This is a genomic window from Veillonellales bacterium (assembly GCA_039680175.1).
Classification (GTDB): domain Bacteria; phylum Bacillota; class Negativicutes; order JAAYSF01; family JAAYSF01; genus JBDKTO01.
The window spans coordinates 74,214-97,946 of sequence record JBDKTO010000011.1 but is presented as its reverse complement, the minus strand read 5'-3'; the positions used below and the strand labels follow the sequence as shown (position 1 = coordinate 97,946).

The following is a 23,733-nucleotide window of genomic DNA, read 5'->3' as shown; positions in this document are numbered from 1 at the left end:
CGCTGGGTAATCGTAAAGTTGACCGGTGCGGTACGTAACGACACCGCATAATTGCTGTTGGTGGAAGATAGATTTCCCGCTGTAATCGCATAATTGGCCGCGTTTTCGCCGGTATTCCGGGATAGAGCCCCGGTGTAGCTTACCCTATCATTGTTGACGATTCCCGTATTCGCATCGGCGGCACCAACGCTGTAGGTCAGAGCCGGGTCATCATTGCCGTAGATTTTACTCTGGCCCGCAGTCGGCGTGATGATGATCGGGCGCTGGGTAATCGTAAAGTTGACCGGTGCGGTACTTAACGACACCGTATAATTGCTGTTGGCGGAAACCAGATTTCCCAATGTGATCGGGTAATCGCGCGCGTTTTCACCGCTGTTCCGGGCTAAAGCCCCAGTGTAGCTTACACTATCATTGTTAACGATGCCCGTATCCGAGGTGGTAGCACCGACGCTGTAGGTCAAAGCCGGATCATCATTGCCATAGATTTTGCTCTGACCGGGAGTGGGGTTGATGATGATCGGGCGCTTATTGATTGTCAGCGTGCCGTCTTTGTAGATGATAATATAGCTTTGTCCGTTGGAACTGGTGGCGCTGGCCCCGCCGGCGGTGATGATATAGGAGCCGGCGGCGGGCGTAGTTGCCGTCGTGGTAGACAGCGACAATCCGGTAATCACGTCAGTGGTGTCGCCGGCCCATAATTTGTCGCAGCTATAGGTCAGGTGCGGGATTGCCTCTCCATAGGTAATGGTTTTGTTATTCGCTATTATCGTCAGGACATACGGCGACGACCGCAGGATGGGATAGTCGTTGTTCACGGAATCGGCCCGATACCACGTGCTGTTGAAATCCCAGCCGGAATAGTAGGACGTATCTTTTGCCTGGGCGGTTGTCAGCCCGCCGCTGGCCGCGGTGCCGCCAAGGGTGGGATTAAACGTACCATTATTGCTACCGTAACCATTCGTCGTCCTGCTAGTATCCCAGTAGCAGGGGGAGGACGCGCCGGTGCTGTCAACCCCTACCGTGCCGTCGTTCTTCCCCGCGAGCCCACCGACAGAGCTACTGCTGTCTGTAGCTGAAACCGCTTCCGCCGCATAGCAGTCCGTTATTTTTATACCGGAGCCGTTATACCCCACGAGTCCGCCGACATCGCTCGAGCTACCTGTACCTGAAACTGTTCCCATCGCATAGCAGTCCTTTATTGTTCCACCGTTTCCACCCACGAGCCCGCCGACAGAGCTAATGCTGGCTGTAGCTGAAGCCGTTTCCACCGCATAGCAGTCCGTGATTGTTCCATGGAGGTTATTCCCCACGAGCCCGCCGACATCGCTATAGCTGGCTGTAGTTGAAACCGTTCCCGCCGCATAGCAGTTCGTGATTGTTCCATTGTGGTTCCACCCCACGAGTCCGCCGACATAGCTATTGCTGGTTGTAGTTGAAACCGTTCCCGTCGCATAGCAATTCGTTATTGTTCCATTGTAGTTGTACCCCACGAGTCCGCCGACAGGGTAATAGTATCCATTATTGCCTGTACCCGTAATCGTATCGTGTTCCAGCCCCACATCCCGGATCGTTCCCGTTGAAGAACCGAACAGGCCGACACAACTGGCGTTAGAGGTAATCGTCAGCCCCTTGATGGTGTGAACATCGCCGTCGAAAGTACCGGTAAATGAATTCGCGCCATCGTCAATCGGCACAAAGCCATAATTGCCGTTGCTGTCCTTTGTGTTTACCGTCCGCCACAGGCCGCTGTTTTGCGTTAATTCGCTCATGTCGATATTGTTTCCTAGGGTGTAGTTGGCACCCAAGTTCATTGCTATGAGCTGAAGCTGGTGAGCGTTGGTGATGGTGGTGGAGTATTCCGAGCGCAGGAAGGGGCGGGTAGAACCGTCGATCATGTACCAGTCGGCGTCAAAATTGTCGGCTCCCGCGGCATCTGTAAAAGCGTAGCTGGCCTTGGAAAAGGCACTGTGATAGATGGAAGTATCTGAACCGGAGGTTACACCGGCGATACTGCCGTTAGTACCTGTACCGCCATAACCGACTCCTGCTGTCGTATTCGAACTGAACACATCCCAGTAGCAGTTACTGATAGTACTACTGACATCGTTTTGCCCCACGAGCCCGCCGACATAGCTACTGCTGGCTGTAGCTGAAACCGTTCCTGTCGCATAGCAGTCCGCTATTGTTGCGTTGTTGGTGTTCTTCCCCGCGAGCCCGCCTGCACTGTTGCCAGAAACCGTTCCTGTCGCATAGCAATCTTTTATTGTTCCACCGTAATAGTTCCACCCCACGAGCCCGCCTGCACTGTTGCCTGAAACCGATCCCGTTGAATAGCAATTCGTTATTGTCCCATTGTCGTTCTGCCCTACGAGCCCGCCGGCATAGGTAGAGCTGCCTGTAGCTGAAACCGAGCCCGTCGCGTAGCAATCCGTTATTGTTCCTCCGGCGTTGAGTCCCACAAGCCCGCCGACATTGTAGCTATTGTTGCCTGTACTCGTAACCGTATCGTCTATTAATCCCACATCCCGAATTGTTCCGCCTGACGCTCCGAATAGGCCGATGTAGCCGATGTTGTCAGAATGGATCGTCAGGTTGCTGATCGTGTGTCCCAGCCCGGCAAGTGTGCCGCTAAATATCGGGATAACCGAAGTAGTCCTTCCCTGCCCGTTAAAGTCAAGGTTTGTTCCCAGTGCGTAATAGTCTGATGAAAAATTCATCTGTGCCAAACCGTCCGTGCTGTTGACGATGGTATAGGTGTTGGTCGCTCCGCTGCTTCCCAGCTTCGTGCTGAAGCTTGCCGTACTCGCCAGGTTGACGGGAGCGTTCACATAATAGCTGCAGGTGTTTCCCGCCGCGGCCGCTTGACCGTACTCCAGCGCCAGCCCCGCTGTTCCCGCGGCGTTCATTGGGGCGTTGATATGAATATTGTTATAAGCGCTGAGAGTTAAGGTATGAGAGGACCAGTCCACTTCGCTGTTGACGTTGATATCGCCATTGCTGGCGGCGGTGCAGCTAATCGTCTGTGGCACTCCGCTGGCGCTGACGCGCCCGTCTAGGGTTTGTATGGTAACATTGGATGCCTGCAAGTCGGCGGACAGGTCAGCTGCTTTCATACCGGCAGTGCCGGTATCGTCAATGGTAAAGTTATAAGGGTCCAGCAGCCAGCTGCCGGTAGTACCGTGATCAGCCAATGTATTGACCTTAGCCGTACTGGCTACAGTCAGCGTATGGCCGGAGGTTTCCACACTGCCGCCGCTGCCGCTTTTGCTGCCGCCTTTGGCGCTGATGGTGCCGGCAAAGGTAGTCGTGCTGTTGGACCAGACCGCCACCTTTCCTCCATTACCCATTGTCAAGGCGTCGGCAGTGATGGCTGCGCCTTGATCAACGATGGTCGCAGTGGCGGTATATTCCGTTCCCTGTCCGTGAAAATTGCCGCCGATGAGGGTGGTGCCACCGCCAGCGTCACCGGACACGTCAATATTTGAATCTTGGGCTAAGGTTACGGTATCGCCTAGCACTTTGATCGTGCCGCCGGTCTGACCGGCGGCCTTGCCGGAGGCATCCAGGGTGCCGCTGTTGATTGCGCGATTGCCTTCCAGGCGGATGACGCCGTTCGTCTTATTGACGCTCTGGGCCCGGATGATGCCGCTGTTGTTGACTACGGTAGTAAGCAGTGCGTCCTTCGTACCGGCACTCATAACGACCAGGCCGCCGTCGGCGGTGATTGTCCCGTTGTTGACGGCGCTGCCGCCCGCCGCACCGGTATCAACGGCAACATTTAAGAGGTTATCGCCGCTAAAGTCAAGGCTTACTTTGTTGCCGGACGCCAGACCGGTGACTTTGGCCGCGATAACCCCCTCGTTCTTTACCTGAGGGCCGATGAGTACGGCTTCGTTGGCGGCGGTGATGGTTCCCCGATTGACGACGCTGCCAGCGCCGCTGCCGCTGAACGTATAGTTGCCGGTTACAAAATTTTTATCGGAAATATTTAGTGTGGAAGCCACGAGGCCGCCGGTATTGATCTGGGCGCCGGGGGCGAACAAAACCCCGTTGGGATTGATGAGAAAGACTTTGCCGTTGGCGCTTAAGGTACCGTAAATGCTCGACGCGTCGTTGCCCACGACCCGGTTTAAGGCCACGGAAGATGTTCCCGGCTGAATGAACTGCACTTTTTCGCCGGAAGAGATATTGAAGCTCTGCCAGTTGATGGCTGCTTTGTCGGTCGTTTGGGTGACTGTCATGGTTTTAGCGTTTGTGGCGATAGAAGCCGCCCCGCTGGTTACTGTGCTGCCGGCGGGATTGGCGAAGACCGGCCCGTAGGCGCTGAGAAGCAGCACCCCGGACGCGACCGGGGGCAGAAGAAGTTTGGCTAGGCGCTGCCAGCGCCGTTTCCATTTTCGTTGCATTGTAAAGCCTCCTATGTATTGAAAGAAATGAGTATGCCGAAACAGATGGTGAGAATTGGAATTATCCATATGGATAATGAAGCGGGACTGTTTTATGGGGGAAAAAGCCGGACCCGTTGAGAAATACCGGCTTTTGCTGCCGGCAGGACAAACCTTTCCAATTTACTGCTATTGTAACAAATTTCGCCATTTTTTGGTACTCTCTAAAAGCACAGGGAATATACGTTCGCCATGACAGACAAAAAAACGCGGGACTTATCCCCGTTAAGGATTGATTTCCCTCTTAACCACCGCTACGCAGGAGGTCGTTGCCAATCTTGCCACCAAAGAAGATATCGGCAATATGAATTCTAAGCTTGACACTTTAAACACTCGCCTGTTTTATCAGGAAGCGGAATTAACCAAATTAAAAGCGGTCAAGTAACCGCTTGCTGCATCCCGGCCAAAGGCCGGGGCTTTTTATTGCATTCCGGGATCCCCCGGAAGATCATCAGGCGGGATGATTTTTCTATACCGACGAAATGTTCCATTCCCAATGCTCAGCAGGCGTTCCGTCGGCCAGCGAAGCTGCATCATTCCGCCGAGCCGGATGCCTTAACAGGGCAGGTCCGGCTCGGCAGCGCCTGAGTGGCTGAAGTCCTGGCCGCTCCATTATAAAACCAGGCCGGCATAGCCGGCCTGGTTTAGTTACTCTGGTAAAGTATTATAGACATTCTGGTTCGATTTTACGGCAGGAGATTGGCGCAAATGGAATTTTCTTCTGTGCATACCGGCTGCGTCCATACCTACTACCGTGCGGGAGCTGTTCGATCGTTTGGGACTGTCAGGGAATCTAAGGTAAGAGCCGTTATCTCTGTAAGCCATGCTGATCACCTCGAAATTCATTTTTACCAGGAGAAGAGTAACGCTGACAATGCTTTACCTTCGCTAATGATTATTTATGAGCCGCACCCAGTCATCCAAAAAGTCGTAGCGAAACGGAATTTTTCGACGATAAGGTGCGGTTCAATACTAGTATAAGCAGTAGGAATAATTAATATGACCGGATATTTTTACAAGCGGATATTATTAGCATTAGCTTGTGTCAAAAGGGACGTTTGACGGTTCCCTGGTTTACTGTGCGTTATACGGCGTGGCTGCGCCGATTTATCCCAGTGCTGCTAGAATCAGATGGGCGGAGGCTTCGTTCGTCGCCACCGGTACGTTGTGAACGTCGCAGACACGGAGCAGGGCGGTGATGTCCGGTTCGTGGGGCTGGGCGGTCAAGGGATCACGGAGAAAAATAACCACATCAACCTCCTGAGCGGCAATGCGGGCGCCGATTTGCAGGTCGCCGCCTAACGGGCCGGATAAGTAACCAGTGATGTCTAAGCCTGTGGCTTCCCGGAGAATGCGGCCGGTAGTCGCGGTTGCGATGAGGCGGTGCTGGGCGAGGACGGCCTGATGTTGTTTGGCAAAGGCCAGCATTGCTTCTTTTTTGCGGTCATGGGCAATTAATGCAATTGTTTTCAATACAATCACCTTCTTCTTGAGTTTACAGCTCCATAATATCCCACGGAAGGCAGGTTGTAAAGAAAAACCCGGCACTATCCTGGCAGACAGGCCGGGTTTGGAAGTGACGCAGCCGGAAAGATTACGTCGGTAAAGAGTGCTTACAGGGGAAATCCTTTTTCTGAGCCGAACTTTGTTTTTTTGCTGGAGTTGCAGTTTCCGGGTTTTTACCGCCGTGCGTTGCTTTCGTCATATCAATCACCTCCGGTTCTAGTGTTGTCAAAATACAGCAAAGTAATGAATAAAATCGTTAGTAAATTTATGGAAATGTAGGATTTCGGAGCAGTATGCCGAATGATGTAAATAAGGAAGTTTCGGCAGGAACGCAGGTTGCTGCTGTTTTCAGGAGGAATTGGCGGTTATGCGGTTTTTACATACATCCGACTGGCATTTGGGGCGGATTTTTTACGGTATCCATTTAACGGAGGATCAGGCTTATGTGCTGGAGCAGTTTGCCGCTTTGGTGAAGGAGACAAAGCCGGATGCTGTGCTGATTGCCGGTGATGTTTACGACCGGGCGGTGCCGCCGACGGAGGCGGTACAATTGCTGGATGAAATACTGTCCCGGCTGCTGCTGGATTACCGTGTGCCGGTGCTGCTGATTGCCGGCAATCATGACAGCCCGGACAGGCTGGGGTTTGGCAACCGTCTGCTGGCCCGGCAGGGACTTTACGTTGTCGGTCCGCTGCCGGAGCAATTGGAGCCGGTGGTACTGCAGGATGAGTACGGCCCGGTTTATTTTGCGCCGCTGACGTATGCCGAACCGGCCCTGGTGCGGGAAAGACTGGATCAGCCGGAGGTTTTTGATTTTGAACAGGCTATGCAGGTGATGGTTAATCAGGCGCTGGACAAGATACCATCCCAGGCGCGAAAAGTCGCTATGGCTCATGCGTTTATTGCCGGCGGACAGGCAAGCGAGTCGGAACGGCCTCTGTCCGTAGGGGGCAGCAGTGTGGTCGGTGCCGGGGTGTTTGCCCCGTTTCATTATACGGCGCTGGGACATCTCCATAATTCTCAGCAGGCAGGCGGTGGCAGCATCCGTTATTCCGGGTCGCTGCTTAAATATTCTTTTGCCGAGGCCAATCAGCGCAAGGGTGTGAATTTGGTGGAGATCAACGATTCAGGCCAGGTTCGGGTGGAAATGTTTCCCCTGTCGCCCCGGCGGGATGTGCGCTGCCTCGACGGATTTTTTAAAGAACTTCTGCGGGGACCGCAGTCGGGAGAAAACCGGGAAGATTATTTAATGGTCACCCTGCGGGACGAGGTGCCGATTTTGGATGTCAGGGGACAATTACAGAATATTTACCCGAATGTAATGCACGTTGAGTATCCCCGGCTAACGGCCGGCGGCAATTTGCGCGGCCCGGCGGTGGATCATCGGCGGTTGACGGAAAAAGAATTGTTTGCCTCCTTTTTTGAACAAATGACCGGTGAAATCTTGACGGAGCAGCAATCAACTGAACTTGCCGCGGTGGTGGAAGAACTTTACCGCCAGGAGCGGGAGGGAAAGGTATGAAGCCGTTATATTTGATCATGGAGGCTTTCGGTCCTTACGCCGGGGAGCAGCATCTTGACTTTAGCGAGCTTAAGGGGAGAACCTTTTTTTTGATCCACGGACCGACCGGTGCGGGGAAAACCACCATTTTGGATGCGATGTGTTTTGCCCTTTACGGCGATGCCAGCGGAACTCAGCGGGACGGTAAGTCCATGCGCAGCGATTATGCCGCCGGCGGGACGATGACCCAGGTTACATTCGATTTTTCCAGCGGGAAAGACCGGTACCGGATTCAGCGGTCGCCGGAGCAGGAACGACCAAAGAAGCGGGGCGGCGGTACGACAATCATGCATGCCGAGGCGCTGCTGTGGCGGCTGAAGGAAAGCGGCGAAGCGGAATTGCTGGACAGCGGCTGGAGTAAAGTCACGGAAAAGGTGGAAAGCTTGCTGGGCTTTAAAAGCAGCCAATTCCGCCAGGTCGTGCTGCTGCCTCAGGGCGATTTCCGCAAGCTGCTCACGGCGAATTCCACCGAACGACAGGAGATTATGCAGACTTTATTTAAAACTGATTTGTACCGGGCGATTGAAGAGAAATTGAAAAGCAGGGCGGCGGAACTGAAAAAGCAATTCGATGAATTCAATAAGGAAAAAGTATGGATATTGCAGGAGTCGGCTGCGGCGACTGCTGTTGAATTGTCGTCCAGACTGGCAGCGGATACCCGCCGGGAGCAAGAATTGACGGGCCGGCTGCAGCAGCTGGCTTCTCAGCTTAAAAAATCCCAGGCAGCGGTAGCTGCCGGCAAAGTCGCGGAAGCAAAATTCAGCGAAAAACAGCAGGCGGAAGACGCTTTGGCCGATCTTTCCGCCAAAGTGCCTCTGGTGGAGGAAAAACGGAATGAACTGCTCGGCGCCACCCGGGCCGCCGGACTGATGGATGCCGAGAAAGCGCTGCAGCAGCTGCAGAATGATATCCAGGCTATGGAGAATGCTGAGCGGCAGCAATGCGAGCGCCTGGAAAAAGCCGCACACAATCAGGTCAGGACGGAGAAGACACTGCTGACGGAAAAAAACCGGGAGGCGGAGCGGGAGGCCGCAGCTGCCGAGGTTTTGCGGCTGAGTGAACTGCACGGCGATATTGCCGCTCTGGAACAGGCGCTGGGAAAGGAACAAACGGCCCGAACGCAGACTGCCGGGGCGGAGAAAGACAGGGATGCGGCGGCAAGCCGCCTTAAAAAACTGGAGGCGAAGCTGACGGCAAGCAGGACGGAGCAGCAGCAATACTTGCAGCAGACTGCTCGGACCGGGAGCTCTCAGGCCGAACTGGCGGAGCTCAGCCGGATACTGGAGAAGCGCCGCCTGTTTGACGCCGCCGGGGAAAAGCTGGTTCAGGCCCGGCAGCAGGTGGAGGCCGGTGATAAGAACCTGGCCCGGTTAGAACAGCAGCATCTAACGGTAAAAAACAGTCTGAATCAGCTGCAGACAGCTTGGGGACAGGGACAGGCCGCCGTTATGGCGGCAGAGCTGACTGACGGCAGTCCCTGTCCGGTATGCGGTTCGATTCATCATCCCCGGCCGGCGGCTGCAGCCGGCGATGGTTTGCCCAGTGAAGCCAGGCTGAAACAGCAGCAGGGGGAATTAGAAACAATCGAAATCCGGCGGGAACAGCTTAGAGGCGAAATGTCTAAGCTGTATACCGAACGGGATACATTGGCCAACCGGGTAAAGGATCTGGCCCGGGAGCTGGCTGACAAGGCGGTTGTACCCTTGGGGGAACTGCAATCTTCTTTGCAGCAGGTGCAGCAATGTTATATACAGGCAGCGGCAGCGGCGAAAAAATTGCAGGAAACGGACGAGCAGATCAGGGAACTGGAGCAGCAGGGGGAGGCGGCGGCCGACAATCTCCGGCAGGCCGAAGATATCTGGCGGCGGGCCGACAATGAATGGAAAGCGGCGGAAGCGGTAGCCAACGAGCGGCGGCAGAAGGTGCCGCCGGAATTTCGCAATCCGGCCGCGCTGACTCAGGCTTATAAGACAGCCGCAGAACGGCAGAAGCAGCTGAAAGTCAGGTTGGAACAGGCTGAGCAGGCTGCCCGGCAGGCCGGTCTCCAGCTGACACAGAATCAGGCGGCTTTGGACAATATTCGGGCTAATCTGGCGGCGGGCCGGGAGCGCTGGCAGAAGGACCGGCAAATTTTTGACCGGCGGATTTCAGCTGCCGGGTTTACCGATCGGCAAGCGTACGATCAGGCCAAGAAACCGGCGAACTTTATCGAAAAATTGGGCGAGCGGATTGACCGGTTTGACCGGGCTGCTGCTGCTGCCAGGGAACGGCAGCAGCGGGCCGAAGCCGCTGTTGCCAATGTACAGTTACCGGATATGACAGCGCTGCAGCAGGCCGTGGACGGGCAGCAGGCCCGTCATAATGAATTGCTGGCGGAGCATGCCAAGCTGGCGGCGATGCTGCAGCGGGAACAGCAATGGACGGCGAAGTTAACTAAACTCCGGGAGGCGTCGGCGGCCGTGGAAGCGGCTTACGGCGTCACCGGCCGGCTGGCGGAGGTGGCCAACGGCGGCAATGAATATAAGCTGACTTTTCAGCGCTTTGTCCTGGGGGCGCTTTTAGATGATGTGGCTGTGGCCGCCAATGAGCGTCTGAAAACCATGAGCCGCGGCCGTTATTATCTGCAGCGGACGATGGACCGCTCCCGGAAAAACGCGGCCGGGGGCCTGGAACTGGAAGTGTTTGATCAGTATACCGGCGTGGCCAGAGGCGTGGGGACTCTGTCCGGCGGGGAAACCTTTCTGGCTGCTCTGTCGCTGGCTTTGGGACTGGCCGATGTGGTTCAGTCTTATGCCGGGGGAATGCATCTGGATACGATTCTGGTGGATGAGGGGTTTGGCACACTGGACCCGGAGTCCCTGGATTTTGCCATAAAAGCGCTGCTCGATTTGCAGCGGGGCGGCCGGCTGGTGGGAATTATTTCTCATGTGCCGGAACTGAAGGAGCGGATCGATGCCAGGCTGGAGGTCGTTTCCACAGAGCACGGCAGCCGGGCTGAGTTTAAGGTAGGGTAGACAGAGGAGGCGGCAGAAGGGAATGGGTTTGAAATTGATTTTGGGACGGGCGGGTTCCGGCAAGACCCGCTGCTGTCTGGAAGATATACGCAAGCGGCTGCGGCAGTCGCCGGCGGGACGACCGCTGATTTTGCTTTTGCCGGAACATGCTACTTTTCAGGTAGAGCGGGAACTGGCGGCAACTCCCGGCCTCGGCGGCTTTGCCAGAGCTTATGTCTTCGGGTTCCGCCGTCTCGCCCACCGGGTACTGCTGGAAGCAGGCGGCGCAGTCCGGCCTCATATCACCGAACTGGGGAAAAAGCTGGTGCTCAGCCGCTTGCTGATGAAAGAGCAAAAGAAACTGAAGGTGTTTCAGCGGGCGGCCAATCAGCGGACTTTTGCCGAAACGTTAGCCGGCATGATTCAGGAATTCAAAACCTATGCTGTGTCGCCGCAGCAGCTGGAACAATTCCGGGAACAGGCCGGAGAGTCGCCTCTGGCCGACAAACTCCAGGATCTTTCCCTGTTGTATCAGGATTTTGCCGAATTTTTGCAGGATCGGTATACCGATCCGGAAGACTATCTGAGCCTGCTGGCCGACAAAGTGGCCCGGTCGGATCTCATTCCGGGGGCCGAGGTCTGGGTAGACGGATTTACCTGGTTCAATCCCCAGGAAACAGCTGTGCTGGCTCAGATACTGGGCTGCGCCGCCGGTGTAACCGTTACGTTGTGTCTGACTGATGCACAGTCGCCTGAGCACAGCAGTGAAACGGCGCTGCTCCACCGACAGTGGGAAACCCGGCGCAAATTGCTGGATCTGGCCCGCAGCCTGAATATTTCGGTGGAAGAACAGCAATTAACCGGCTGTGAACGATTTGTTTTACGTCCGCTGCTGGCTCACCTGGAGCAGCGCTTTTTCACCTATCCGACCTTGTTGTTTAGCGGTGAATCCCGGGGACTCGCTTTGGTGGAAGCGGCCAATCGCCGGGTAGAGGTGGAAGGCATTGCCCGGGATATCATTCGCCTGTGCCGGGAGGAAGGATGCCGCTGGCGGGATATCGCTATTTTGCTGCGGGACGGGGAGAGCTACGTTGACATCGTGGAAACGGTGCTGACTGATTATGAGATTCCCTTTTTCAATGACCGTCAGCGCCAGCCGGTTCACCATCCTCTGGCCGAACTGCTGCGGTCGTCTTTGGAAGTTTTGACCGGGCGGTGGCGTTATGATGCGGTGTTTCGCTGCCTGAAAACGGATTTATTTCCTCTTTGCCGGGATGAAATCGATGAATTGGAGAACTATGTGCTGGAATTCGGCATCCGGGGGTCCCGCTGGATCAGCGAGGAACCCTGGAATTTTGTCCGCCGGTTGTCCCTTGACGAGGATGCGGAAATTAATGACGACAGGCAGGAGCAGCTGGACCGGATCAATGGGATTCGCCGGAAGGCAGTCAGACCTTTGGCGGATTTTGCCGCACAAGTTAAGCAGGCGGCTGATGTTCGGGCAGTGACGACAGCCCTTTATCAGCTGCTGCTGGAACTGGAGGTGCCGGAAAAACTGGCCCAATGGGCGGATAAGGCGGAAGCGGCGGGTGATCTGGAGCAGGCGGGAGAGCATCGGCAGATGTGGGACAGCGTTATTCAATTGCTGGAGCAGCTGGTGGAAACCTGCGGTGATGAACAAATGGATCTCGCTGTTTACGCTGATCTTGTGAATGACGGTCTGGAGGGACTGAAGCTAAGTCTCATTCCCCCCGGTCTTGATTATGTAACGGTCTCCCCTTTGGCCCAGACCAGTGTGGCCAATCTTCGGGCGGTATATGTGCCTGGTGTCAATGACGGAGTGCTGCCCATGCGGGGCCGGGGGGAAGGCATTCTGACCGATGCGGAGCGGACCCGGCTGGCTCAGGCCGGGCTGGAACTGGCCCCCGGCGCCACGGCGGATACTTTTGCCGAGCGGTTTCTGGTGTATACGGCACTGACCCGGGCCGGCGAGTATCTCTGGGTTAGTTATCCCCTGGCTGATGAAGAGGGAAAAGGGCTGAGTCCATCACTAATCATCAAGCGGTTGAAGGAATTAGCCGGCGTGAATGTGAAATCTCTGCCGCTGGAGCCCCGGCCCGGCCGGGAAAAGGAATATCTGGCCCGGACCCGGCCGGGATTATCAGCTTTGGCCGTTAGTTTGCGGCAGTATAAAAACCATGAGAAAATCAGCCCGCTGTGGCGGGATGTATACAACTGGACGCGGCAGCGGCCAGCGTTGACCCCAACCCTGAGGCGCTCCCTGGCCGGATTGTTTCATTCCAATCAGGAGAAGAATTTGCCGGGAGAATTGTCAGCTTGTCTTTATCCCCGCTATGGCAGGTTGATGGGAAGTGTGACGCGATTTGAAAGCTTTCGCGCCTGTCCCTTCAAACATTTCGCCCAGTACGGACTCAGCCTGAAAGAGCGGGCGGTATTCCGCTTGCAGGCACCTGAGCTGGGCCGGTTTTTCCATGCCGCGTTAAAGTCCTTTGGCGACAAAATGCAGGCGGCGGGCAGAAGCTGGGGCAGTGTGGGCGATACGGAATATCGGGAAATCTGCCGTGAGATTGTTAATGAACTGGCTCCCAAACTGCAAAATGAAATTTTGCTCAGCTCGGAGCAGCATAAACATTTGGTGGGCCGGCTGGAGCGTACCGTGGAACGGTCGGTGCACCGGCTGGTGGAATTCGACCGGGTGAGCCGCTTTAAACCGGTGGCGCTGGAAAGAGTCTTCGGCCGGGGAAAAGATTCCCTGCCGCCGCTGGTGTACCGGCTGAAAAACGGGACGACGCTGGAAATTTCCGGGCAGATTGACCGGCTGGATGAGGCTGAAAAGGACGGACGAAAATATATCCTGGTCATCGACTATAAATCCGGCGGAGCCTGGCTGAAACTGACGGAGGTATTTCACGGCCTTCGTCTGCAGCTTCTTACCTATCTCCTGGTGGCGAAAAATGCGGAAGAGTTGTTCGGCGGGGAGAAGTGCTTGCCGGGAGGAGTTCTTTACTATTTCTTGAAAAACCCCAATTTGTCCGGTTCCGTCCGGCTGAGTCCGGAACAGATTACCAAGAAAATAAACGGGATGCTGAAAATGCCGGGCTGGCTGCTGGCTGACCCGGAGGTTGTCCGCCTGCTGGACAGCACGATGGAAAAGTGGTCGGATTTTCTGAAGGTCGCTTTAACAAGAGACAATACCTTCTACAGCAACTGTCTGTCTTACCTGAAAACGCCGGCAGAATTCAGACTGCTGCTGGCCCATGTGGAGGACATGCTGGTGGGAACGGCGGAAAAAATACTGTCCGGGGATATTGCCATCAGCCCCTACCTGCTGGCCGGAAAAAACGCCTGCAGTTATTGCCGGTATAGTCCGGTTTGCCAGTTCGACCGGCAGCTGCCGGAAAACGATTACCGGAAGCTGGCGCAGCCGGCCGACGAAGACATCATGCAGCAGTTAGCGGCGAAAGGGGGAGAAAAAGATGAGCTGGTCTGAACAGCAGCTTGCGGCCATTGAGGCCCGGCAGCAGAACTTGCTGGTAGCCGCCGCTGCCGGTTCCGGCAAGACGTCGGTACTGGTGGAGCGGATGATCCGCCGCATTACCGATCCGCTAGAGCCGGTGGATGTGGATAAAATGCTGGTGGTGACGTTTACCAATGCGGCGGCAGCCGAGATGCGGTCCCGGATCGGAGCCGCATTGAATGACGCTTTGCGGCAGCAGCCCCGTTCCCGCCATCTGGAGCGGCAGCTGGTGCTGCTGAACTCAGCTTCGATTTCCACTATTCACTCCTTTTGTCAGACTATCGTCAGACAGAACTTCCATTTGCTGAACTTGGATCCTCAGTTCCGGGTAGCCGGTGATGCGGAGATCAAGCTGCTGAAAGGCGATGTTTTGGAAGATTTGTTTGAGCAGCGTTACGGCGACGGCGATGCTGCGTTTCTCCGGTTCGCTGATCATTACGGCAATGAAAAAAGCGATGAACCGCTGTATGCTCTGGTTTTGGGACTGTACAATTTTTCCCGCAGCCACCCCTGGCCGGATCATTGGCTGGGACACTTGAAGCAGGCTTTTGCTTTACCGGCGGATACGGATATTGACGCTACGCCCTGGTCGGGGCTGATCCGGGAGAAGATTGTTTTAGAACTGGATCGCTGCCGGCAGCAGCTGGACGCTTTGAGCCGGAAAGCGGCGGAGCCGGGCATGCCGGCCGAATATATCACCACCTTTACGGCGGATAAAGGCGTACTGGATGAACTGATTGATGCTGCCGGTCAGTCCTGGGTTGCCTTGGCCGGGGCGCTGACGAGGGCTGAATTTGCTAAAATTGTCTCCGTCAAAGGGTTAGATGAAACTGTAAAAAAATATTTTCAAAACAGCCGCAAGAAGGTCAAGGATAAGGTGAAGGAGTGTCAAACTCTGTATTTTGACCGGCCGCCGGAAGAACTGCTGGCAGATATGGTGACTGTGGCACCGCTGGTCGATACCCTGTCCCGGCTGACCGTCGATTTTGGCGTGGAATTTGCTAAAGCAAAACGGGCCAAAGGATTGCTTGATTTTAACGACTTGGAACATTTTTGTCTTCAGGCTTTGCTACAGCCGGAAGCCGGCCCCGGTGAACTGAAGCCTTCCGCTGTTGCGACAGCTCTGCGGCAGAAGTACGCTGAAATTATGGTGGATGAATATCAGGATACGAATGGTGTACAAGAAACCATTCTCCGTCTGGTCGCTAGGCCGGATGTCCCCAATCTGTTTCTGGTGGGGGATGTGAAGCAGAGCATTTACCGGTTCCGGCTGGCCGAACCGGAGTTATTTATGGAAAAATACCGCTGCTATCCTACGAATGGTGATGCACCTTCCCGGCGTATCGATTTGACTCAAAATTTTCGCAGCCGGGCCGGTGTGCTCCATGCCGTGAATTTTCTCTTTGACCAGCTTATGTCGGCCCGGGTGGCGGAACTGGATTATGGCGAGGCGGAACAATTAAACCCCGGTCCGGATTATCCGTCCAGTGAAGGGTTGACTTTGACTGGACCGGTGGAACTTTGTCTCATCGACCGGGAGGACAGCCAGCCGGCAGAAATAAGGGAAGATGAAGAAAAAGAAACCGGGGATGAGAGCGAAGCCGTCGAGGAAGAGGAACTCAGCGGCTTTGAATGGGAAGCCCGTTTCCTGGTCAAACGCATCGGTGAGCTGATGATCGCCGGCTATCAGGTCTATGATAAAAGCAGCAAAAAATACCGGAAACTGACCTGGCGGGATATGGTCGTGCTGCTGCGGTCGGTGAAAGGCAAAGCCGGGGTATTGCTGAACGTACTGCGTCAGGCGGGAATACCGGCCTACGCTGAGGCGGATGCCGGCTATTTTAAAGAAATTGAAGTACAGGTCATGCTGTCCCTGTTAAGTGTGATTGACAACCCCCGCCAGGACATTCAGCTGGCCGGAGTATTGCGCTCACCGGTAGTGGGGTTGAAAGCCGGTCAGATGGCAGAGCTTCGTCTGGCAAAGCCGGACGCCGACTTATGGGGTGCCCTGGCTGCTTTTGTCCGGCAGGCGGAGGAGTTTGACGGCGGGCAGGAAACAGACAAATCTCTGAGGTGTCAGGTGAGAGAATTTGTTGAACAATTGAATCGCTGGCGGAGCTTGTCCCGCCGCAAAGGTGTGCCGGAACTAATCTGGCAGATTTACCGGGATACCGGCTATTACGATTACGCAGGCGGTATGCCGGGGGGAACGCTGCGCCAGGCCAACCTTCGCGCCCTTTACGACCGGGCCCGGCAATACGAGACCACAAATTTCCGCGGACTGTTCCGGTTCCTGCGGTTTATTGATCAGCTGCAGGACAAGGGCTCCGACCTTGCTGTGGCCAGAGCCTTGGGGGAAAGCGAAGACGTAGTGAGGATCATGAGCATTCATAAAAGCAAGGGGCTGGAATTTCCGGTGGTGTTTCTTGCCGATCTGGGAAAACAATTCAACCTTCAGGACAGCAGGGCGTTGGTGCTGTGCCATAAGACGCTGGGGGTAGGTCCTTATGTGACCGATCCGGAACTTCGTTACCGGTATCCCACCCTGGCCCGGCAGGGTATCGCTCATAAGCTGACGATGGAGACAAAAGCCGAGGAACTGCGCATCCTTTATGTGGCTCTTACCAGGGCACGGGAAAAATTGATTCTTATCGGGTCGGTGGACAGACTGGCCAAGCGGGCGGCGGAGTGGTGCCAGTTTGCCGATCGGCAGACGACCTCATTGCCGGATTCTCTCATTGCCGGCGCCAAGTCTTATCTGGACTGGCTTTGTCCGGCAATCGCCCGTCATCCGTCAGGGCAAAAGCTGCGCGACTACGGGGAGTGCAACTTGGAGCCAGCAGGGGAAATGGCCGATCATCCGGCTGCCTGGGAGGTCAATATTCTTTCTAGCGGCGATCTGAGCGAGAAAACCGAAGAGCCGGCTGCCGATCTGCCGCTGCTGAACGCTGTGGAGCATTTGCAGCCGGTGGAGGAGGGTGAAGGCACCGACTGGGTGGAAGAACGGCTGGGATGGCAGTATCCTTTCCAGGCGGCGGTGGGAAAACCGGCAAAAGTGTCGGTGACCGAGATGAAACGCCGGTTTGATGACCTGAAAGAAGCTGACGGCCAGCCATTGATTCGGACGAAGCTGATTGTGACCCGTCCCCGGTTTCTGCAAACGACCGGCAAATTGACCGGAGCCGAATACGGTACTGTCATGCACAGCGTTATGCAGCAGCTTTCCCTGCAAGGCGATTTGACGGCAGCGGGGGTTAAGAATCAGGTGGCGGATATGGTGAAGCGGGAACTGCTGTTGCCCGAGCAGGCTGCTGCCATTGACGCCAATGGCGTTGCCGGATTTTTTGCCGGTTCTTTGGGACAGCGGCTGTGCGCTTCGCCCCGCGTGCGGCGTGAACTGCCCTTCAGCCTTATGCTGCCGGCAGAGCGCTATTATGAAGATTTGCCTGCCGGCAAAGAAGGTATTTTTATTCAAGGGGTTATTGACGTACTGTTTGATGAAGGTGATGATGTCATCCTTCTGGACTATAAAACCGACCGGGCGGCAGACAGCGCCGAATTGGCCGACCGCTACGCCCTGCAGCTGAACTTATACGCCGAAGCCGTGCAACGAATTTTCCATAAAACCGTGAAGGAAAAATTCCTTTATGCTTTTAGCACCCGGGAGACGATCCGGGTGGAATGACAGAATTTATTTACTTTATAAGGGGGAAGCTTACATGACTCAAATTCCAGCGATTCAACAGGAAGGGTTTGATTTGCAGGCGTGCATTCAATTTTTACAGCAGTCTGGCAGCTTGGTGACAGTAGAAACAGCAGTCAGCGCTGATCATGAACTTGCCGGGGTGGCGCGTAAGTTTGAGGGAAAGGAAAGTGTGCTGTTTAACAAGGTCGACGGCTACGAATACCCTGTGCTTGCCGGCTTATACTGGAACCGCAATTCGTTGGCAAAAATATTTGGCTGCCCGGCAGAGAAGCTGTCTTTCCTCTTTGCGGAAGCGGTGGCGTCCTGGCAGAAAGACCCGGTTGCTCCCGTTGTCTTGGAACAGAGTCCGGCAACGGAAATAGTAATGGCTGTACCGGATTTAAGCTGTCTGCCGGTTCCGCTGCATGCCCTCGGCGACGGCGGGCATTATTTTGACTGCAGCGTAGTCATTGCCAAAGATCCGGACACCGGTGTACGGAATCTGTCGATTCACCGGATGATGGTTACAGGACCGAGACGGATGACGATGCTGATGGATGTAGGCCGTCATTTGCGGGATTACTACGAACGGGCGGAACGCCGGGGCAAGCCCCTGGAAATTACGATTTCAAACGGCATCGATCCGTCGGTGTATATCGCATCCGTTGTACCGGGGGCGGCAGCGCCGATTGAGACGGACGAACTGGGAATTGCCAGCGCTTTGCTCGACCGTCCCGTCGAATTAGTTAAATCCCGTACTGTCGAGGTGGAAGGCGTCGCCAATGCTCAGTTTATTATTGAGGCCGAAATTCTTCCCCACGAACGGGAGAATGAAGGACCTTTCGCGGAAGTTGCCGGTTATTACGCCAATCAGGATCAACGCTGGGTTGTCAATGTCAAATCAATTAGCCATCGCCGGTCGCCCATTTTCCAGACTCTTTTACCGGGTAAGGAGGTATTCAATTCGGTAGGACTGATGGGGGAAGCCAATGTGTTTAATTTGGTATCCAGGCAAGTCCCCGGCATTACGGGGGTTCATCTCAGTCATGGCGGCTGCGGGTTTTACCATGCCGTTGTCCAAATCAAAAAAGTATACGAAGGTACGCAGCGCAATGCGATTCTAGCTGCGTTTGCCGCCTTTCCTCCATTAAAACAGGTCATTGTGGTGGACGATGATGTGGATATTTATGCTGCCGATGATGTGGAATGGGCAATGTGCACCCGCTTCAATCCCGAGACCGATATTGTGCTGGTGAACAAGGCGTTTGGCCATGAGCTGAACCCTGTAACAAAAAACGGGTTAACGGCTAAAATCGGCTTCGACGCCACTGCGCCGCAGCCTCGGCCCAAAGCGTACGAACGGGTTAAATTTCAGGCGGTGGATATTGCCAATTATAAGCTAAAGAAATAATGAATAAAAAATATCCTTGAAAGGTTACTCTTTTCGCGGTATACTATCTTATGTGAGTCACATAACTTCATATCCTTTACGTGGGGGCGTAGCGCAGCTGGGAGCGCGCCTGCTTCGCATGCAGGAGGTCAGGGGTTCGATCCCCCTCGTCTCCACCAATTAAAAAGATAGGCAATACAAGGCTCCGTGAGCTTTCGTACTGCCTTATTTTTGTACCCAATAACTATTTTAAGCAAATACTGCTATTATGTGCCGGTAAAGTACCTGCGTTGGCTTGAAACAAGAATTTGTGGGGAGGAAAGAATATGTGGGTTGTATTTGCACTATTGTCTGCAGTTTTTGCCGCTGCAACCTCAATTTTGGCTAAGATCGGCATAGAAGGAGTTAATTCGAATTTGGCTACCGCCATTCGTACAATTGTCGTATTAGTGATGGCTTGGGGGATGGTCTTTATTACAGGAACACAAAATGAAGTTGCTGATATGAGTACTAAGAGCTGGACCTTTCTACTATTATCCGGTATAGCTACAGGGCTTTCCTGGTTGTGTTATTTTAAGGCATTGCAAATAGGGGAGGCCTCAAAGGTTGTTCCGGTGGATAAATTCAGTGTGGTTATTACCATGGTGCTTGCCTTTGTTATTTTAAAAGAAACTGTCACGGCAAAGGTCATTATCGGCGGTATTTTAATTACCGCCGGGACATTTGTTATGATATTGTAACAAATTACCGCCTGATTGAACTGCTTTCGCATACATGCCGCCATATTTTACCAACTGGTCATGGGTACCGACTTCCTTAATCTCTCCTTTAGATAAATAGATCACCTTATCCGAGTTGCTCAATATGGACAAGCGATGGCAAAGGAAGATTTTCCCGCGCCGCTTGGGCCCACAATCGCCCATACATCGCCAGGAATTGCGGTAATACTAATATTTTTTAGAATAGTTATGTTTGGCTGATAGTGAAAAGAAACATTTTTGAACTCCACCTTTCCCACGGCCGTGACTAACTCGCTATTGCCATCCGGTACGGTGTGGGGCTGCTTCTCCAGGGAACTAATCCGCTGCCAGGCAACTACGCCCAGTTTTATCCGGGTATTTGCTTCGCTGATTTTTCGAATGGGAGCCGGCAGATTGATGATATAAATCAGAAAGGCAAATAATCCGCAATCGTAAGATTGCCCTGGAAGCGCGGGGACGTAAAACATGCTTCACGATTTCAGCCGCTACATTAAAGTTTTGTAAATTTTTATTATTTTAAGAAGGAAAAGCCAAGTTATTGTCATATTTTATAATTTAGCATACTTGCTGAAAGGCAGGGACGCAAAGCCGTGGGTCTAAGGATGGGAATCTATGACTGCCTGGTTGCTTTCACAAAATATTTTGTGGTGCAATAGGGCGGTCATTTTTTTAAAATTTTTATGCGGGGGAATCATATGTCAATTAAAACTAAAATTGTTGTTTTGCTCATTGTATCGCTCGTTTTTTCAGGAATTATTATTGGCGGTGCCGGAATTTTCGTATTATATCAACAGACTTTGCATAGTACGGAATTGACAATGAATAATCAGACTCTGCAGCTTGCCGGACAGGTTGGCGATCTGCTTGCGTCTTTTGAAAAAAGCGGGAAGACGTATGGGGCGGACAGTGATTTACAGTCCGGAGATTTGTCCCGCATACAGTCTAAGATTGATTCTTATTTTGGTACAGCATGGGGAGTTGACCGGCTCAATTTTATTGATTCGGCAGGGAAAAGAACAGCCATCGCCCCATACAATGACAAGGCAATCGGCGATGATTTATCTGACCGGAAATTTTTCCGGGACAGCATGAAGGATCAAAAATCCCATGTCAGCAATGCGATCATAAGCCGGGCCACAGGGATACCTTCGATTATAATTACCCAGCCGGTCAAGCGGGAAAACGGTTCGATGGCAGGAATGGTTTTGCAAGCTGTAAATTTAGACACGCTGCAGAATTTTCTGGGACAGGTGAAAGTGGGATCAACAGGAGTGGCGGCTATTGTTACGGATGACGGCACAATCATTGCACACTCCAATAAAGAATTAACTAAAACGCAGAAAAAAATTCCAGTTGCTCTGCTGCAGCGTTTTGCCGATCAACCGGGACACCTGCTGTCGTATACAGATGTATCTGACAGGGAATCGGTTGCATTAGCCATTCCAATTCGTGATACAGGCTGGGAAGCGATTGTTTCTCTTCCTACAGAAGAATTTAAGAACGGATTTTATAGCAGTCTGTTCTGGATGATTGCTGCGCTTGCTGTCAGTCTGTTGATCATCGGCCTGATCAGTTGGCGATTTTTGCTGAGAACATTACACCCAATCGGCGTTTTGATGCAAGAGGCGGAAAAGATTGCCGGCGGCGATCTTACTCAACTGACATTATCCATCCATTCTCAGGATGAGATCGGGAGACTTGCAAGCAGTTTTGAAAAGATGCTAGCCGGTCTGCGATCATTGATGTCACAGGTTTCTGAAGCTGCGGATCAAGTGGCAGCTTCGTCAGAACAGCTGAGTGCCAGTACGGAAGAATCGGCACAAGCGGCTAATCAAGTTGCCAGTTCCATAATGAAAACGAACCAGGGGGCGCGGCAGCAGAAAAAAGATATTGAGCATATTCTTGCTTTAATCGAAAAGATAGCGTCGAGCGTGGAAAATGGTTCGCACAATGCCAATATGGCAGCAGAATTAACCGAAAGAGTGGTTCAGTCTGCTGTTACGGGAAATGCAGATGTGCAAAAGGCAATGGGACAAATGGAAAAAATCAGGCAGCGGGTAGACGATTTAGCAAAGGTCATTGAAGAACTGGGCAGGAAATCGCAGGAAATCGGTTCGATTGTTGAAACGATTGCGGGAATTGCCGGACAAACCAATCTACTGGCACTTAATGCTGCAATTGAATCGGCGCGCGCCGGTGAACAAGGGCGCGGTTTTGCTGTGGTGGCGGATAATGTACGACAGCTGGCCGAGCAGTCTCAGCAAGCTGCCAAACAAATTTCGGAACGGATTACGGATATTCAAGGAAAAATGGAAAGCGCTGTAGCGGCGATGACGGTTAGTATGGATGAAACCCGGAAAGGTACAGAGACTGTTGATAAAGCTGGCCGTGCATTTCAAGCTATTGAAATGCAGATACATGAAACTGCTGAAATTGCAAAATCCATGGCAAATGAATTGAACGGATTAAACAGTCACAGTACGCAGGTACTGACTGCATCGCAAGATGTCGATGCCATTAGCCGGGAGATAGCAGACCAGGCAGAGCAGGTTTCAACGGTTACAGAGGAACAAGCCGCATCAATGGAGGAGATTGCCGCTTCCGGTGAGGCATTAACAAATTTGGCGGAGAAGCTTAAAAATGCGATGCAGCAGTTTAAAGTTTAGAGTAATTAGTAATACGCACCGTTGAAGGGCAATACTGCTGAAATTACATTGGATAAAGTTTGTGCTGCAATTTGATTGCAAGGGGAGAACCTTGATTCGGGGAAAATAAAAATGAGTCGGCAAAAACGGATGTTCTTGCCGACTCTTCATTGTGTTATAGACGCTGTACTTTTAGGGTTATTTATGCTGTGATTTATTTAATTGATTCCGCAGGTCATCTGAGAAGAAGCCTTTACAAATGCCGCTGACCGGCCCCGTCATATGCACTCGGCTATCAGCGTCAATTTGTACTTGCAGCATTCCCCCGGGCATATGTACACTAACGTTGTTTGAGACAAGACCCAGTTTATAGGCAGCGCTGGCTGCCGCACAACTGCTGCTGCCCGAAGCTAACGTATAGCCGGCTCCTCGTTCCCATATCTCAATTTGTATGTTGTTACGATCAATCACCTTTAACAGCTGTACGTTGATCCGGTTAGGGAAGTGTATATGATTTTCTATAATAGGCCCAATCTCTTCTGCTAATTTTTTAGAGATGTTATGTAAAGGGACCACACAATGAGGGTTTCCTATTGACACGCAGGTGATGTTATATACTTCATCATTGAGCCGGAATGGTTCGTTTACAACATCGCGCGGGTTGCCGGCAACGGGAATTTCAGTACTATGGAAAGTTACTTTGCCCATGTCCACACGGATATTGCTGGCGGAGGAGTCTAATAATTCGACATAGACCCTGCCGCCAAGAGTTTCCAAATAAAAGTGAGCGGATTTAAGATAGCCTGCATCGAATAAATAGCGTGAGAATATTCGTATTCCGTTCCCGCTTTTTTCAGCTTCGCTGCCATCGGGATTAAAGATGCGTAAATGTATATTGTTGCCTTCGATGCTTGGCCCATACAAGATACCATCGGAGCCCACGCCAAAATTACGATGGCATATAAGTTTAACGGCGTGAGTATCAAGCTCAATGTTATTTTGGTGTGGGTCGATAACAATATAGTCGTTGCCTAAGCCGTGATATTTGTAATAATCAAAATTCATCATCGTCCTCCTTGCTGCAGTGATAAAAAACTGCTAACTATAAAATACCAGGGCCAGACGAATAATCCTGCCGGCGGGATATTAATGCTCATATTTCTTTCGCTTGTGCCGGGGATTTTCTAAGACGCCGGCGAGGTTGTAACC

General features: G+C 53.1%; 14 protein-coding genes, 1 tRNA gene and 1 riboswitch. Of the genes, 10 read left to right on the top strand and 5 right to left on the bottom strand.

What is annotated here, in order from left to right; genetic code table 11:
• A partial coding sequence (locus tag ABFC84_02005; protein MEN6411520.1) for a GLUG motif-containing protein occupies window positions 1-4,406 on the bottom strand: 4,406 nt, incomplete at its 3' end.
• 271 nt (window positions 4,407-4,677) lie between these two features.
• On the opposite strand from ABFC84_02005, the gene ABFC84_02000 reads away from it, so the two are divergent.
• Both ABFC84_02000 and ABFC84_01995 read left to right on the top strand, forming a co-directional pair.
• Window positions 4,678-4,830: a hypothetical protein gene (locus ABFC84_02000; protein MEN6411519.1), complete on the top strand. Its 153-nt coding sequence runs from the start codon at window positions 4,678-4,680 to the stop codon at window positions 4,828-4,830.
• Between the two features lie 38 nt (window positions 4,831-4,868).
• Window positions 4,869-5,033 (top strand): hypothetical protein, encoded by a 165-nt coding sequence (locus tag ABFC84_01995; protein ID MEN6411518.1) that lies wholly within the window; start codon window positions 4,869-4,871, stop codon window positions 5,031-5,033.
• A gap of 519 nt (window positions 5,034-5,552) precedes the next feature.
• Here ABFC84_01995 and ABFC84_01990 read toward each other — a convergent pair.
• Window positions 5,553-5,918, bottom strand: coding sequence for a methylglyoxal synthase (locus ABFC84_01990; GenBank protein ID MEN6411517.1), 366 nt, complete (start codon window positions 5,916-5,918; stop codon window positions 5,553-5,555).
• Between the two features lie 400 nt (window positions 5,919-6,318).
• Between ABFC84_01990 and ABFC84_01985 the strand changes: the two genes are divergently transcribed.
• From ABFC84_01985 to ABFC84_01955, 7 genes are all read left to right on the top strand, one after another.
• Window positions 6,319-7,473 (top strand): exonuclease SbcCD subunit D, encoded by a 1,155-nt coding sequence (locus ABFC84_01985; protein ID MEN6411516.1) that lies wholly within the window; start codon window positions 6,319-6,321, stop codon window positions 7,471-7,473.
• Window positions 7,470-10,526, top strand: a complete 3,057-nt coding sequence (locus tag ABFC84_01980; GenBank protein MEN6411515.1) for an SMC family ATPase — start codon at window positions 7,470-7,472, stop codon at window positions 10,524-10,526. Before ABFC84_01985 ends, ABFC84_01980 begins: the two co-directional genes overlap by 4 nt.
• 22 nt (window positions 10,527-10,548) lie before the next feature.
• Window positions 10,549-14,016 carry a helicase-exonuclease AddAB subunit AddB gene (gene addB / locus ABFC84_01975; GenBank protein ID MEN6411514.1) on the top strand — a complete coding sequence of 1,156 codons (3,468 nt, stop codon included), beginning with the start codon at window positions 10,549-10,551 and terminating at the stop codon, window positions 14,014-14,016.
• Window positions 14,003-17,728 carry a helicase-exonuclease AddAB subunit AddA gene (addA, locus tag ABFC84_01970; protein ID MEN6411513.1) on the top strand — a complete coding sequence of 1,242 codons (3,726 nt, stop codon included), beginning with the start codon at window positions 14,003-14,005 and terminating at the stop codon, window positions 17,726-17,728. The genes addB and addA overlap by 14 nt, the downstream gene beginning before the upstream one ends.
• 34 nt (window positions 17,729-17,762) lie before the next feature.
• Window positions 17,763-19,139 carry a UbiD family decarboxylase gene (locus ABFC84_01965; protein MEN6411512.1) on the top strand — a complete coding sequence of 459 codons (1,377 nt, stop codon included), beginning with the start codon at window positions 17,763-17,765 and terminating at the stop codon, window positions 19,137-19,139.
• Window positions 19,140-19,221: 82 nt separating this feature from the next.
• Window positions 19,222-19,297, top strand: a tRNA-Ala gene (locus ABFC84_01960).
• A gap of 147 nt (window positions 19,298-19,444) precedes the next feature.
• Entirely contained in the window at window positions 19,445-19,858 is a 414-nt protein-coding gene (locus tag ABFC84_01955; protein ID MEN6411511.1) for an EamA family transporter, read from the top strand.
• Here the strand turns inward: ABFC84_01955 and ABFC84_01950 are convergent.
• Together ABFC84_01950 and ABFC84_01945 are read right to left on the bottom strand one after the other, a co-directional pair.
• The gene (locus ABFC84_01950) at window positions 19,823-19,981 is read right to left on the bottom strand and encodes a hypothetical protein (protein MEN6411510.1); all 159 of its coding nucleotides are present in this window, start codon (window positions 19,979-19,981) and stop codon (window positions 19,823-19,825) included. The genes ABFC84_01955 and ABFC84_01950 overlap by 36 nt on opposite strands.
• Window positions 19,978-20,346 carry an ABC transporter ATP-binding protein gene (locus ABFC84_01945; protein MEN6411509.1) on the bottom strand — a complete coding sequence of 123 codons (369 nt, stop codon included), beginning with the start codon at window positions 20,344-20,346 and terminating at the stop codon, window positions 19,978-19,980. The genes ABFC84_01950 and ABFC84_01945 overlap by 4 nt, the downstream gene beginning before the upstream one ends.
• Window positions 20,347-20,426: 80 nt before the next feature.
• Window positions 20,427-20,511, top strand: a riboswitch (cyclic di-GMP riboswitch).
• A 63-nt stretch (window positions 20,512-20,574) separates the two neighbouring features.
• Here ABFC84_01945 and ABFC84_01940 point away from each other — a divergent pair.
• On the top strand, window positions 20,575-22,545 hold the full coding sequence (locus ABFC84_01940) for a methyl-accepting chemotaxis protein (protein ID MEN6411508.1): 1,971 nt from the start codon (window positions 20,575-20,577) through the stop codon (window positions 22,543-22,545).
• 177 nt (window positions 22,546-22,722) lie between these two features.
• On the opposite strand, the gene dapF is transcribed toward ABFC84_01940, so the two are convergent.
• Entirely contained in the window at window positions 22,723-23,589 is an 867-nt protein-coding gene (gene dapF / locus ABFC84_01935) for a diaminopimelate epimerase (protein MEN6411507.1), read from the bottom strand.
• Window positions 23,590-23,733: the final 144 nt, after the last annotated feature.